14 protein-coding genes and 1 pseudogene are annotated in these 12,758 nt (G+C 69.4%); 9 read left to right on the plus strand and 6 right to left on the minus strand.

The genetic code is table 11. The features are described from left to right. The first annotated feature begins 17 nt into the window (after positions 1-17). The 4 genes from AOJ26_RS25970 (at position 18) to AOJ26_RS25985 (ending at position 3,501) form a co-directional block, all read left to right on the plus strand. The gene (locus AOJ26_RS25970; RefSeq protein ID WP_053850767.1) at positions 18-935 is read left to right on the plus strand and encodes a F0F1 ATP synthase subunit gamma; all 918 of its coding nucleotides are present in this window, start codon (positions 18-20) and stop codon (positions 933-935) included. Next, the gene (gene atpD / locus AOJ26_RS25975) at positions 935-2,371 is read left to right on the plus strand and encodes a F0F1 ATP synthase subunit beta (protein WP_053850768.1); all 1,437 of its coding nucleotides are present in this window, start codon (positions 935-937) and stop codon (positions 2,369-2,371) included. The genes AOJ26_RS25970 and atpD overlap by 1 nt, the downstream gene beginning before the upstream one ends. A 133-nt stretch (positions 2,372-2,504) precedes the next feature. Next, on the plus strand, positions 2,505-2,879 hold the full coding sequence (locus AOJ26_RS25980; protein ID WP_053850769.1) for a F0F1 ATP synthase subunit epsilon: 375 nt from the start codon (positions 2,505-2,507) through the stop codon (positions 2,877-2,879). Positions 2,880-3,021: 142 nt separating this feature from the next. Beyond that, positions 3,022-3,501 (plus strand): DUF2550 domain-containing protein, encoded by a 480-nt coding sequence (locus tag AOJ26_RS25985; RefSeq protein WP_234358671.1) that lies wholly within the window; start codon positions 3,022-3,024, stop codon positions 3,499-3,501. On the opposite strand, the gene AOJ26_RS25990 is transcribed toward AOJ26_RS25985, so the two are convergent. The 3 genes from AOJ26_RS25990 to AOJ26_RS26000 all read right to left on the minus strand — a co-directional run bounded on the left by AOJ26_RS25990 (position 3,482) and on the right by AOJ26_RS26000 (position 7,236). Next, on the minus strand, positions 3,482-5,305 hold the full coding sequence (locus AOJ26_RS25990; protein WP_053850770.1) for a glycoside hydrolase family 18 chitinase: 1,824 nt from the start codon (positions 5,303-5,305) through the stop codon (positions 3,482-3,484). The genes AOJ26_RS25985 and AOJ26_RS25990 overlap by 20 nt on opposite strands. Positions 5,306-5,425: 120 nt before the next feature. After that, positions 5,426-6,067 carry a response regulator gene (locus AOJ26_RS25995; RefSeq protein WP_053850771.1) on the minus strand — a complete coding sequence of 214 codons (642 nt, stop codon included), beginning with the start codon at positions 6,065-6,067 and terminating at the stop codon, positions 5,426-5,428. Beyond that, complete coding sequence (locus AOJ26_RS26000) at positions 6,064-7,236, minus strand: sensor histidine kinase (RefSeq protein ID WP_053850772.1); 1,173 nt, start codon at positions 7,234-7,236, stop codon at positions 6,064-6,066. The genes AOJ26_RS25995 and AOJ26_RS26000 overlap by 4 nt, the downstream gene beginning before the upstream one ends. Before the next feature lie 150 nt (positions 7,237-7,386). Here AOJ26_RS26000 and AOJ26_RS26005 point away from each other — a divergent pair, with 150 nt between their 5' ends. Next, positions 7,387-7,917 (plus strand): hypothetical protein, encoded by a 531-nt coding sequence (locus tag AOJ26_RS26005; RefSeq protein WP_053850773.1) that lies wholly within the window; start codon positions 7,387-7,389, stop codon positions 7,915-7,917. Here the strand turns inward: AOJ26_RS26005 and AOJ26_RS26010 are convergent. From AOJ26_RS26010 to AOJ26_RS26020, 3 genes are read right to left on the minus strand one after another with little or no spacing between them, the layout of a single operon-like run. Then, positions 7,914-8,486 carry a cob(I)yrinic acid a,c-diamide adenosyltransferase gene (locus AOJ26_RS26010; RefSeq protein WP_053850774.1) on the minus strand — a complete coding sequence of 191 codons (573 nt, stop codon included), beginning with the start codon at positions 8,484-8,486 and terminating at the stop codon, positions 7,914-7,916. The genes AOJ26_RS26005 and AOJ26_RS26010 overlap by 4 nt on opposite strands. Positions 8,487-8,499: 13 nt before the next feature. Then, a complete protein-coding gene (locus AOJ26_RS26015) occupies positions 8,500-9,249 on the minus strand; it encodes an ABC transporter permease (RefSeq protein WP_053850775.1) in 750 nt (249 codons plus the stop codon). Positions 9,250-9,270: 21 nt separating this feature from the next. Then, on the minus strand, positions 9,271-10,056 hold the full coding sequence (locus AOJ26_RS26020; protein ID WP_053850776.1) for an ABC transporter ATP-binding protein: 786 nt from the start codon (positions 10,054-10,056) through the stop codon (positions 9,271-9,273). 80 nt (positions 10,057-10,136) lie between these two features. On the opposite strand from AOJ26_RS26020, the gene AOJ26_RS26025 reads away from it, so the two are divergent. The 4 genes and pseudogenes from AOJ26_RS26025 to AOJ26_RS26040 all read left to right on the plus strand — a co-directional run. Next, the gene (locus AOJ26_RS26025; RefSeq protein ID WP_053850777.1) at positions 10,137-10,778 is read left to right on the plus strand and encodes a TetR/AcrR family transcriptional regulator; all 642 of its coding nucleotides are present in this window, start codon (positions 10,137-10,139) and stop codon (positions 10,776-10,778) included. A gap of 137 nt (positions 10,779-10,915) precedes the next feature. Beyond that, positions 10,916-11,764 (plus strand): 3-hydroxyacyl-CoA dehydrogenase family protein, encoded by an 849-nt coding sequence (locus tag AOJ26_RS26030; protein WP_053850778.1) that lies wholly within the window; start codon positions 10,916-10,918, stop codon positions 11,762-11,764. A gap of 170 nt (positions 11,765-11,934) precedes the next feature. Next, positions 11,935-12,258, plus strand: a complete 324-nt coding sequence (locus tag AOJ26_RS26035) for an STAS domain-containing protein (protein ID WP_031040714.1) — start codon at positions 11,935-11,937, stop codon at positions 12,256-12,258. A 231-nt stretch (positions 12,259-12,489) separates the two neighbouring features. After that, positions 12,490-12,758: pseudogene (locus AOJ26_RS26040) on the plus strand (ATP-binding protein); the annotation flags it as partial.

The raw sequence follows: 12,758 nt of genomic DNA on the forward strand, positions 1-12,758 counted from the left end.
AGGAAGGGACCTGACTCATGGGAGCCCAGCTCCGGGTCTACAAGCGTCGCATCCGATCCGTCACCGCGACCAAGAAGATCACCAAGGCGATGGAGATGATCGCCGCCTCGCGCGTCATCAAGGCGCAGCGCAAGGTGGCGGCCTCGGCGCCGTACGCGCAGGAACTGACGCGCGCGGTGACGGCGGTCGGTACCGGCTCGAACACGAAGCACCCGCTGACCACGAAGGCCGACACGGTCACGCGGTCCGCGGTGCTGCTCCTGACGAGCGACCGCGGTCTGGCCGGCGCCTTCAACTCCAACGCCATCAAGGCCGCGGAGCAGCTGACGGCACGGCTGGAGCGCGAGGGCCAGGAGGTCGAGATCTACGTCGTCGGCCGCCGGGGTGTCGCGCACTACAACTTCCGTGAGCGCAAGATCGCGGAGTCGTGGAGCGGCTTCACCGACGAGCCCACGTACGCGGACGCCAAGAAGGTCGCGGCCCCGCTGATCGAGGCCATCGAGAAGGACACGGCCGAGGGTGGTGTGGACGAACTCCACATCGTCTTCACCGAGTTCGTCTCGATGATGACGCAGACGGCGCTCGACGACCGTCTGCTGCCGCTCAGCCTCGAAGAGGTGGCGAAGGAGGCCAAGCCGCAGGGCGAGATCCTCCCGCTCTACGACTTCGAGCCCTCGGCGGAGGACGTCCTCGACGCCCTGCTGCCGCGCTACGTGGAGAGCCGCATCTACAACGCGCTGCTCCAGTCGGCCGCCTCCAAGCACGCCGCCACGCGGCGCGCGATGAAGTCGGCCACCGACAACGCGGGAGAGCTCATCACCACGCTCTCCCGACTTGCCAACGCGGCCCGCCAGGCCGAAATCACCCAGGAAATCAGCGAGATCGTCGGTGGCTCCGCAGCCCTGGCCGACGCGACCGCGGGGAGTGACAGGTAATGACGACGACAGTTGAGACGGCCGTTGCCACGGGCCGCGTCGCCCGGGTCATCGGCCCGGTCGTCGACGTGGAGTTCCCCGTCGACGCGATGCCGGAGATTTACAACGCCCTTCACGTCGAGGTGGCCGACCCGGCCCAGGACGGCGCGAAGAAGACGCTGACCCTGGAGGTCGCCCAGCACCTGGGTGACGGCCTGGTCCGCACCATCTCCATGCAGCCCACCGACGGTCTGGTCCGCCAGGCCCCGGTCACCGACACCGGCACGGGCATCACCGTCCCGGTCGGCGACTTCACCAAGGGCAAGGTGTTCAACACCCTCGGTGAGGTGCTGAACGTCGACGAGCAGTACGAGGGCGAGCGCTGGTCCATCCACCGCAAGGCCCCGAACTTCGACGAGCTCGAGTCGAAGACCGAGATGTTCGAGACCGGCGTCAAGGTCATCGACCTCCTCACCCCGTACGTCAAGGGTGGAAAGATCGGTCTGTTCGGTGGTGCCGGCGTCGGCAAGACGGTGCTCATCCAGGAGATGATCTACCGCGTCGCCAACAACCACGACGGTGTCTCCGTGTTCGCCGGTGTCGGTGAGCGCACCCGTGAGGGCAACGACCTCATCGAGGAGATGTCGGACTCCGGCGTCATCGACAAGACCGCGCTGGTCTTCGGCCAGATGGACGAGCCCCCGGGCACCCGTCTGCGCGTGGCCCTTGCCGGTCTGACCATGGCGGAGTACTTCCGCGATGTGCAGAAGCAGGACGTGCTGTTCTTCATCGACAACATCTTCCGCTTCACGCAGGCCGGTTCCGAGGTGTCGACCCTGCTCGGCCGTATGCCCTCCGCGGTGGGCTACCAGCCGAACCTGGCCGACGAGATGGGTCTCCTCCAGGAGCGCATCACCTCGACCCGTGGTCACTCGATCACCTCGATGCAGGCGATCTACGTCCCCGCGGACGACCTGACCGACCCGGCCCCGGCCACCACCTTCGCCCACCTCGACGCGACGACGGTTCTGTCCCGTCCGATCTCCGAGAAGGGCATCTACCCGGCCGTGGACCCGCTGGACTCCACGTCCCGGATCCTGGACCCGCGCTACATCGCGCAGGACCACTACGAGACCGCCATGCGCGTCAAGGGGATCCTCCAGAAGTACAAGGACCTCCAGGACATCATCGCGATCCTCGGCATCGACGAGCTCAGCGAGGAGGACAAGCTGGTCGTCCAGCGTGCCCGCCGCGTCGAGCGCTTCCTGTCCCAGAACACCCACGTCGCCAAGCAGTTCACCGGCGTCGACGGTTCGGACGTGCCGCTGGACGAGTCGATCACCGCGTTCAACGCGATCTGTGACGGCGAGTTCGACCACTTCCCGGAGCAGGCGTTCTTCATGTGCGGTGGCCTGGAGGACCTCAAGGCCAACGCCAAGGAGCTCGGCGTCTCCTGAACTGCCTGAGTTCTGAGTGAACCCTGTGGTTCACACTTGAGGGGGCGGGGCACGTCCCGCCCCCTCATTCACGCCCACTAGACTTGTAACCAACACCCGGCCGAACCGCCGGGTGGTGACCCGAGGAGCCACCTTGGCTGCTGAGCTGCACGTCGCGCTGGTCGCGGCCGACCGAGAGGTCTGGTCCGGCGAGGCCACCCTGGTCGTCGCGCGCACCACGTCCGGCGACATCGGCGTCATGCCCGGTCACCAGCCGCTGCTCGGTGTGCTGGAGTCGGGCCCGGTGACCATCCGCACGAGCGACGGCGGGACGGTCGTCGCCGCGGTGCACGGCGGTTTCATCTCGTTCGCCGACAACAAGCTGTCGCTGCTGGCCGAGATCGCCGAGCTGTCGGACGAGATCGACGTCCAGCGCGCGGAGCGGGAGCTGGAGCGCGCGAAGGCGGAGGGCGATGCCGCCGCCGAGCGTCGCGCGGACGTACGACTGCGTGCGGCGGCGACGCGCTGAGACCGCGCGGAGCCGTATGACGTCCCTCAGCCGCGGCCGGCACCGGAGTGATCCGGAGCCGGCCGCGGCTGAGGCAGATCTGGATGTTTTTTCCGTTCCGTTACCTATTGAAGGTACCTAGGAGACGAGGAGGTCGGTGTCGATGGTCCTCGCTCTGACTGTGTGCGGAATCGTCGTGGCCCTGGTGGTACTGGGGCTGTTCGTCTTCGGTCTGCGGCGCAGACTCATCCAGCGCTCCGGTGGCACCTTCGACTGTTCCCTGCGCTGGGACGTCCCGGAGAAGACCGACACCAGCGGCAAGGGCTGGAGCTACGGCGTGGCCCGCTACAACGGCGACCGCGTCGAGTGGTACCGCGTCTTCTCCTACGCCTATCGCCCGCGCCGCGTCCTGGAGCGGGCCGCAATCGAGGTGGCCGGCCGCCGTCTTCCCGACGGGGAGGAGGAGATGGCCCTCCTCTCCGACGCCGTGATCCTGACCTGTCTGCACCGCGGCACCCGCCTTGAGCTGGCCATGAGCGAGGACGCGCTGACCGGCGCGCTGACCGGGGGGAGTACGCCGAAGGCGCGCGGCACCAGGCCGCGCGCCCTCAGTGGATCGTGGTTCAGCTCAGGCCGCTGTTGATGGCGCTCACCAGCTCGCCGTTGCTCGTGTCGCCGCTGAACTCCCAGAAGAACGCGCCGCCGAGGCCCTGGTTCTTGGCCCAGGCCATCTTCCCGGCGATCGTGGCGGGAGTGTCGTAGGACCACCAGTTGTTGCCGCAGTAGGCGTACGCCGTGCCCGCGATGGTGCCGGTTGCGGGGCATGAGTTCTTGAGGATCTTGTAGTCCTCGATGCCCGCCTCGTAGGTGCCGGGTGCCGCGCCGGTCGCCGAGCCGCCGGGGGCGGCCTGGGTGACGCCGGTCCAGCCGCGGCCGTAGAAGCCGATGCCGAGCAGCAGCTTGTTCGAGGCGACGCCCTTCGACTTCAGCTTGGCGATCGCGTCGGCGGAGTTGAAGCCCGCCTGCGGGATGCCGGCGTACGAGGTCAGCGGCGAGTGCGGGGCGGTCGGGCCCTGCGCGTTGAAGGCGCCGAAGTAGTCGTACGTCATCACGTTGTACCAGTTGAGGTACTGGGAGGCGCCGCCGTAGTCGGCCGCGTCGATCTTGCCGCCGGACGAGCCGTCGGCCGTGATGGCCGCGGTGACCAGGTAGTTCGAGCCGAACTCGGTGCGCAGCGCGGACATCAGGTTCTTGAAGGCGGCGGCGCCGGAGGTGTCACAGGTCAGGCCGCAGGCGTTGGGGTACTCCCAGTCGATGTCGATGCCGTCGAAGACATCGGCCCAGCGGGGGTCCTCCACGACCGCCTTGCAGGACTTGGCGAACGCGGCCGGGTTCTGCGCGGCCTGGCCGAAGCCGCCGGAGTAGGTCCAGCCGCCGAAGGAGTACAGCACCTTGATGTGCGGGTACTTCGCCTTGAGCTGGCGCAGCTGGTTGAAGTTGCCGCGCAGCGGCTGGTCCCAGGTGTCGGCGGTGCCGCTGACGGACTGGTCGGCGGTGTAGGCCTTGTCGTAGGCGGCGTAGGTGTCGTCGACGGTGCACTGACCGTTCTTGACGTTGCCGAACGCGTAGTTGATGTGGGTGATCTTCGAGGCGGAGCCCGAGGTCACCAGGTTCTTGACGTGGTAGTTGCGGCCGTAGACGCCCCACTCGGTGAAGTAGCCGAGCTTGACCTTGTCGCCGGTGGGCGGCGGGTCGGTGGTGCCGCCGGTGGTCTTGACCGCGACCGCCCCGCTGGCCGGTCCCGTCTGGTCGGCGGTGTCACGGGCCTGCACGGTGTACGAGTAGGAGGTGCCGGCGGTGAGGCCGGTGTCCGTGTACGACGTCGTCGTCACGGTCGCCACCCTGGCGCCGTCGCGCAGCACGTCGTAGTTCTTGACGCCCTTGTCGTCGGTGGCCGCGCTCCAGGCCAGCTTCACCGAGGTGTTGGTGACGTCGGAGGCGGTGGGGGTGCCGGGGGCGGACGGTGCCGCGTCGCCCGGGGTGGAGCCGCCGTCACAACTGCCGCCGTTCAGCTTGCAGTTGGCGGGGGATCCGCTGCCGGCGCCGTTGAAGCCGAAGGAGACGGAGGCGCCGGGGGCGAGGGTGCCGTTCCAGGACTTGTTCTTGGCGGTCCAGTGGGTGCCGGAGGAGGTGACGTCGGCGTCCCAGGCGGAGCTGACGGAGGTGCCGGAGGGGAAGTCCCACTCGACGGTCCAGGAACTGAGGCTGGTGGTACCGGTGTTCTTCACCGTCCACTTGCCCTCGAAGCCGGTGCCCCAGTCCTGGGTCTTGGCGTAGGTCGCGGTGGCGGAGGTCGCGGCCTGGGCGGGGCTCGCCAGGCCGACCAGGCCGGCGAAGGGGAGCAACAGCGTCGCGAACCCTGCCGCGGCTCTGTGTCTGAAGCGCATCGTGCGCCTCCTAGGGGAGTTGGGGGCGTGACTGAGCCTTCACACCCACGGTGCCGCGAGAATAGAAAGGTCTGGACCACGGGTCAATAGGTCTGGACCACTCTCATGGGCGGACGCCGTCTAAACCCCCAACTCCTGAGCGAGAACCGCCGCTTGCACCCGGCTGCGCAGCTCCAGCTTCCCCAGCAGCCGGCTGACGTGTGTCTTCACGGTCGCCTCCGCCATGTCGAGGCGGCCCGCGATGTCGGCGTTGGACAGTCCCTCCCCGAGACAGGAGAGCACCTCGCGCTCCCGGCGGGTGAGGGTGTCGAGGACGGCCGGGTCGGCGCTCGTCCCGCGCACCGGCCCGGCCGCGAACTCGGCGATCAGCCGCCGGGTGACGGCCGGGGCGACGATGCCCTCTCCCCGGGCCACCGTGCGCACGGCCTCGATCAGGTCCTTCGCCTCCGTGTTCTTCAGCAGGAAACCGGCCGCGCCGGCCCGCAGCGCCCCGAACACGTACTCGTCGAGGTCGAAGGTGGTCAGCACGAGGACGTCCGCGAGTCCCTCCCCGACGACCTGCCGCGTCGCCGACACCCCGTCGAGCCGCGGCATCTGCACGTCCATCAGCACCAGGTCCGGCCGCAGCTCCCGGGCCAGCGCCACCGCCTGCTCACCGTCCGCCGCCTCACCGACCACCTCGATGCCGGGGGAGCTGCGCAGGATGAGGACGAGTCCGGCGCGCACGGCGGACTGGTCCTCGGCGACGAGGACGCGGATCATTCCGGGACTCCTTCACGCAGGGGGAGGGTGGCGCGTACGGTCCAGCGCGCCCCGCCGGGACCCTCGGGACCGGCGTCGAACGTGCCGCCCAGCAGCGCGGCCCGCTCCCGCATCCCGACCAGACCGGTGCCGGAGCCGGGGGCGCGCGGCCCGTCCCGGTCGCCGTACGGACTGCTCACCTCGACCGTCAGCGCACCGTCCAGCTCGGCGAGGGACACCGTGACCGGGCCGGGGCGGGCGTGCTTGAGGGCGTTGGTCAGGGACTCCTGGACGATCCGGTAGGCGGCGAGCTCGACGGGGGCCGGCACGGTCCCGTCGTGGCAGGCGTCCAGGGTGACGTCCAGGCCGTTGGCGCGGGCGCCCTCGACGAGGGCGGTGAGGCCGTCGAGGGTGGGGACGGCGGCCGGCTCGTCGTCGCCGTCCCGCAGGATGCCGATCAGCCGCCGCATCTCGGCGAGGCCGGCCACGCTGTTCTCCCGGATGACGGACAGCGCCTGTCGGGAGGTGGCCGGTTCGTCGATGGAGAGCGCGGCCGTGGAGTGGATGGCGATCGCCGACAGGTGGTTGGCGACCATGTCGTGCAACTCCCGTGCCATTCGCGCGCGTTCGGCGGTGACGGCCTGGGCGCGGTCCATCTCGGCGAGCAGCGCGGTCTGTTCGGCGCGCAACCGGCCGGCCTCGGCGGCGTCCCGGTGGTTGCGCACGATCCAGCCGGTGGAGGCGGGCGCGTACGCCACCACCCCGACGACCACGCCGATCAGCAGTGCCTCCGGCACCCGCCACACCGCGAACGGCACCAGCGTCGCGGCCACGGTCAGCAGCCCGGTGATCCACTGGATGCGCCGGGCCGAGGCGAGCGGGCCGTACAGCACGGCGGCGTAGACGACGTCGGTGAACATCAGGACCGTGGCGAGGTTGCCCTGGGTCGTCAGGTCGGCGCAGATCACGACGGTGCCGGTGAGCAGGGCCGTGCGGGGGGCCGTGCGGCGCAGCAGCTCGCAGCCGGCCAGCACGGTGAGCGGGACGAGGACCGGCCAGGGGCCGTCGAACAGCGTGATCGGGTCGTCGGCGGGCCGGGTGGCGAGCCGCAGACCCACCAGCAGCACACCGCCGAGCAGGCCGCCGACCGCGATGTACACGTCGAAGCGGTGCGGGCGGGGGAGGGCCATGACCCCATCCAACACGGTGTCCGCCCGTCACGCCTGATCCCGCAGAACGGTCCTGGACTGCATCTTTCGATGTACGGCGGTCTCCTCACCGCCGACGACGAAAGGGACCGCGCGGGCCGGGAGCCTTGAGGGGGGACGAAGGGAGCGGTCGTGGTCGTCGGACTGATCGTCGTGTGCGAGGTGGCCTTCTGGGTGCTGCTGGCAGCGGGGCTGGCCTTCCGTTACGTGCTGCGCATGCCGCGGGTGGGACTGGCCCTGCTGCTGTGCGAGCCGCTGCTGGAGCTCGTGCTGTTCACGGTCACCGCGATCGACCTGAGGAACGGTGCCGAGCCGGACTGGAAGCACGGCCTGGCCGCCGTCTACATCGGCTTCACCGTGGGTCTCGGCCACTCGACCGTCAAATGGGCGGACGCCCGGGTCGCCCACCGGTTCGCGGGCGGCCCGCCGCCGGTGAGGCCGCCGAAGTACGGCACGGCCCGCGCCGTCCACGAGTGGAAGGTTGCGGGCCGCTGGATCCTCGCCGCGGTGGTCGCCACGGCCCTGCTCCAGGCCGCGGTCTGGTACGTCGGCGACGGACAGACCGAGTCGTTGCGCGCCTGGCAGCAGCGCATGCTGTGGGTGATCGCCATCAACCTGGTCGTCGCCGGCAGCTACACGCTCTTCCCGAAACGCGAGCGTTAACGCTCCCCGCCGGGCACCCACAGGACGTCGCCCACATCCTTGTTGGCCGTCCGCGCCAGGATGAACAGCAGGTCCGAGAGCCGGTTGAGGTAGGTCGCGGTGAGCGGGTTCATCGTGTCGCCGTGGGCTTCGAGGGCCGCCCACGTCGAGCGCTCGGCCCGGCGTACGACCGTGCAGGCCTGGTGGAGCAGGGCCGCGCCCGGGGTGCCGCCGGGGAGGATGAAGGAGCGGAGCTTCTCTAGCCGCTCGTTGAAGCGGTCGCAGTCCGCCTCCAGCTTGTCGACGTAGAACTGCTCGACCCGCAGGGGCGGGAACTGCGGGTTCTCGACCACGGGCGTGGACAGGTCGGCTCCGACGTCGAAGAGGTCGTTCTGCACCCGGGTCAGAACCGCGACGACCTCCTCGTCGAGCCCGCCCAGCGCGATCGCCGTGCCGATCACCGCGTTCGCCTCGTTGGCGTCCGCGTACGCGGAGATCCGCAGATCGGTCTTGGCGACCCGGCTCATGTCGCCGAGGGCGGTGGTGCCCTGGTCGCCGGTCCTGGTGTAGATGCGCGTCAGATTGACCATGGGGCCAGCGTAATTACGCCCCGGCCGTGCGGAACACGCGTGTGCCGACCGTCACGGCCAGGCCCGCGAAGCCGACGGCGACCAGGACGCCGTACAGCATGTGGTCCGTGGTGTACGCGCCGACGTACGCGTCCCGCACGGCGTCCACCAGATAGCGGAACGGCATGAAGTGCGAGAGGACGTCCAGCCAGGCCGGGCCCAGGGTCATCGGCAGCATCAGGCCGGACAGCAGCATGGACGGCATGCTGATCGCGTTGACCAGCGGCCCGAACTCCTGGGGCGTGCGGACCTTCATCGCCAGCGCGTACGACAGCGAGGCCAGTGAGACGGTCAGCAGGGCGACGAACCCGAAGCCGATCAGGACACCGGCCAGCGGAGCCCGCAGTCCCATGGCGACGGCGGCCAGCACCAGCAGCACCGCCTGGAGGACGAAGACCGTGGCGTCCCGCAGCACCCTGCCCAGCAGCAGGGCGAGCCGGCTGACGGGCGTCACCCGCATGCGCTCCAGGATGCCCTGGCCCTTCTCAAGGATGATCATGAAGCCCGCGAACAGCGCGCCGAACAGTCCGAGTTGGAGCAGCAGTCCAGGCACCAGCACCTGCCAGGAACTGCCCCGCCCGCCGAGCGGGAGCCCGGTGAGCAGCGGACCGAAGAACACCAGGTACAGCAGCGGCATCAGGACGCCGAACAGCAGCGCGAAGCGGGAGCGCAGGGACTGGCGCAGATAGCGGCCGTAGACGATCGCGGTGTCGTGAAGAAGCATGGCTTTTTGGTACGGCCTTTCCTATACGGCTACGGGGGCGGCGTCGGCCGGGGCCGGACCCCGGCCCGTGATCGCGAGGAACGTGTCCTGGAGCGGGGCGTCGATCGAGCCCGTGTGCTCCAGCTTCAGGGCGCTCGGGGTGCCCTCGGCCACGACCACGCCCTTGTCGACGATCACGAGGCGGTCGGAGAGGGCGTCGGCCTCGTCGAGGTAGTGGGTGGTCAGGAAGACGGTCGTGCCGTGCTCGTCGCGCAGCCGGCGGATCAGGTCCCACAGGTCGGCGCGGCTGCCGGGGTCGAGTCCCGTCGTCGGTTCGTCGAGGAACAGCACCTCCGGCCGGTGCGTGAGCGCCATCGCGATGTCGAGGCGGCGGCGCTGACCGCCGGAGAGCGTGCCGCACCTGCGGTCGAGCAGCTCGGTGAGGTCCAGGTCGCGGGCCAACTCGGCGGCGCGGGCGGCGGCCAGGGCTCTGGTCAGCCGGTAGAAGCGGCCCTGGGTGACCAGTTCCTCCCGCACGGAGATCTGCGGATCGGTCCCGCTCGACTGGGCCACGTACCCGCACGCCCGCCGCACCCCCGCGGCGTCGGTCGCGAGGTCGTGGCCGGCGACGGTGGCGGTCCCGCCGGTGGGGGCCAGGAGGGTCGTGAGCATCCGGAGGGTGGTGGTCTTGCCGGCGCCGTTCGGGCCGAGGAAGCCGAGGATCTCGCCCGCCCGGACGGTGAGGTCGACGCCGCGGACGGCCTCGACGGGCCCGTGCTTGGTACGGAAGGTGCGGGCCAGTCCGGCCGCGCTGATGACTGCTGTCATGCCCCCAGAAAAACAGAGTCCCTGAAATTTTGCAATGACTCCAAAAATCAAGGAGGCCCAGGAACGTCTACGATGCCGACATGGCAGAGGGGCTCAGGGAGCGGAAGAAGCGGCAGACCCGGCAGTACATCTCGGACGTCGCCACGGCCCTGTTCGTCGAGCGCGGGTTCGACGCGGTGACCGTCGCCGAGGTCGCCGACGCCGCGAACGTCTCCGTCAACACCGTCTACAACTACTTCCCGGCCAAGGAGGACCTCTTCCTCGACCGCAGCAAGGGCGTCGTCGACCGGCTCTCGCGCTGGGTGCGCGGCCGCGACGCCGGGGAGTCGGCGGCCGCGGCCGTCCTGCGGGAACTGCGCGACGAGGTCGAGGCGGTCTCACCGCGGGTCGGCCTGCTGAAGGGCTACGACCGCTTCATGCGGGTCATCCAGGACGCGCCCACGCTGCGCTCCCGGCTGTGGAGCATCCAGCAGGAGGTCCAGGAGAACCTGGAGGAGACCCTGCGCGAGGAGACCGGCGCCGCCCCCGGCGATCCGCTGCCCGCCCTGATCGCCGGTCAGATCAACTGGCTGCACCACACGGTCATGGGCGCCATCGGACGCGAGATGGTCGCGGGGCGCGAACCGGACGAAGTGTCACGAGAGACGCTGGTGCTTCTCGACCGCATGGAGGAGTTGTTGAGCGATAAGGTGCTCAACTACGCCGTACGAGACCACTCGTGACAGCTACCGGTGTGATGTCCGTCAGATGAGACGTGACGCGCGTTACTAACCGGTCACACAGCCCTTCACGAGCGCTAGTGTCCGCCGCAGAGGCAACGTAAACAGGGCGTAAGGCGTTTCAAAGGGGAGTCGCAACAGTGGCACGGAAGCTTGCCGTCATCGGCGCCGGCTTGATGGGTTCCGGCATCGCCCAGGTCTCCGCCCAGGCGGGCTGGGACGTGGTCCTGAGGGACGTCACCGACGAGGCGTTGAAGCGCGGCACCGACGGCATCAAGGCTTCGTACGACAAGTTCGTGAGCAAGGGCAAGCTGGAGGCGCACGACGCCGACGCGGCCCTCGCCCGGATCACCGCGACCACCGATCTGGACGCGGCCGCCGACGCCGACGTCGTCGTCGAGGCCGTCTTCGAGAAGCTCGAGGTCAAGCACGAGATCTTCCGCGCCCTCGACAAGATCGTCCGTCCGGACGCCGTGCTCGCCTCCAACACCTCCGCCATCCCGATCACCAAGATCGCGGCGGCCACGGAGCACCCCGAGCGGGTCGTCGGCGTGCACTTCTTCTCGCCGGTGCCGATGATGCAGCTCGTCGAGCTGGTCCGCGGCTACAAGACGAGCGACGAAACCCTCGCCACCGCGCGGGAGTTCGCCGAGTCCGTCGGCAAGACCTGCATCGTGGTGAACCGGGACGTGGCGGGGTTCGTGACCACCCGTCTCATCTCCGCCCTCGTCGTCGAGGCGACCAAGCTCTACGAGTCGGGCGTGGCGACCGCCGAGGACATCGACCTCGCCTGCAAGCTGGGCTTCGGCCACGCCATGGGCCCGCTGGCCACGGCGGACCTGACCGGCGTGGACATCCTGCTGCACGCGACCAGCAACATCTACACCGAGTCCCAGGACGAGAAGTTCGCCCCGCCGGAGCTGATGCGCCGGATGGTGGACGCCGGTGACATCGGACGCAAGAGCGGGCAGGGCTTCTACAAGCACTGACGGCTTTTTCCGTCACCGTAACCGCACAAACCCCTCAGGTTTCACACGCGGGGGTGAATTCGGTATCGGTTCGCTTACAGACGGCAACCTCTGACCGCCCCGCGCAGTCAGAGGTGTCATCACTGGACATCACATTCGTGGAGTACTACACGCACTCACGGGGAGCGCATATGTACATCAGGGGCGACCACGCCGAGCTGGTCGTCGGGGGCCGCCTCGACGTCCGCAGCGCGGCGGACGCCCGTACGGTCCTGCACTCGGCCGTCGACGACGGAGTCGGCGACCTGGTGCTCGACCTGTCCGAGCTGGACTCCTGGGACGCCACCGGTCTCGGCGTGATCATGGGAGCCCACCGCAGGGCCGGCCGCTGCGGCCGCCGGCTGGTGCTGCGCGACGTACCGCCGCAGATGCAACGCCTCCTGGTCGCCACCCGGCTGCACCGGATCCTGGCGATCGAGGGCGGCATCGGCGTGGAGTCGCTACCCCGCGTCTGACCCGGACCGACGTGGCGAAACGCAGGTCCCGCGCAATCCTCACGAGACTGTGACGTCTCGGACGGCGCGGTACCCCGGGCTGTCGTAGATACTGTGCGAAGGTTTAGGGTTCGGTCGCCCGCTGTCTGCATCCCTTCCAGCGGGCCCGGACCAGAAGCGACAGCGCGGTGTGCTGCAAGGCCGGGAGGGGCCACTGACGGCACACGAGACGCTTTTGGGGGGCTTGAACCTATGGACCCGAACAACCGGGGACCCGAGGAGTACGGCCATGACGACGACGGCGGTCCGCCGCGTCAGCGGCCTCCCAGGGACTCCCTCACATCCGACTTCGGCCAGCACTCGCCCGCGCTCGCCCGCACCGTGCAGCTCGTCGCCGGCGACTTCCTGCTCACCGTCAACCCCGTCGACGGCAGCGAGATAGAGGCCTGCCCGCCCGGCGAGCGGCCCGGCCGGCCCGAGAAGTACGGCGCCGCGGAACGCGCCGAGGTGGACCGCGCGGC

The organism is Streptomyces sp. NRRL B-24085 (genome assembly GCF_001282115.1).
In the GTDB taxonomy this organism is placed as follows: domain Bacteria; phylum Actinomycetota; class Actinomycetes; order Streptomycetales; family Streptomycetaceae; genus Streptomyces.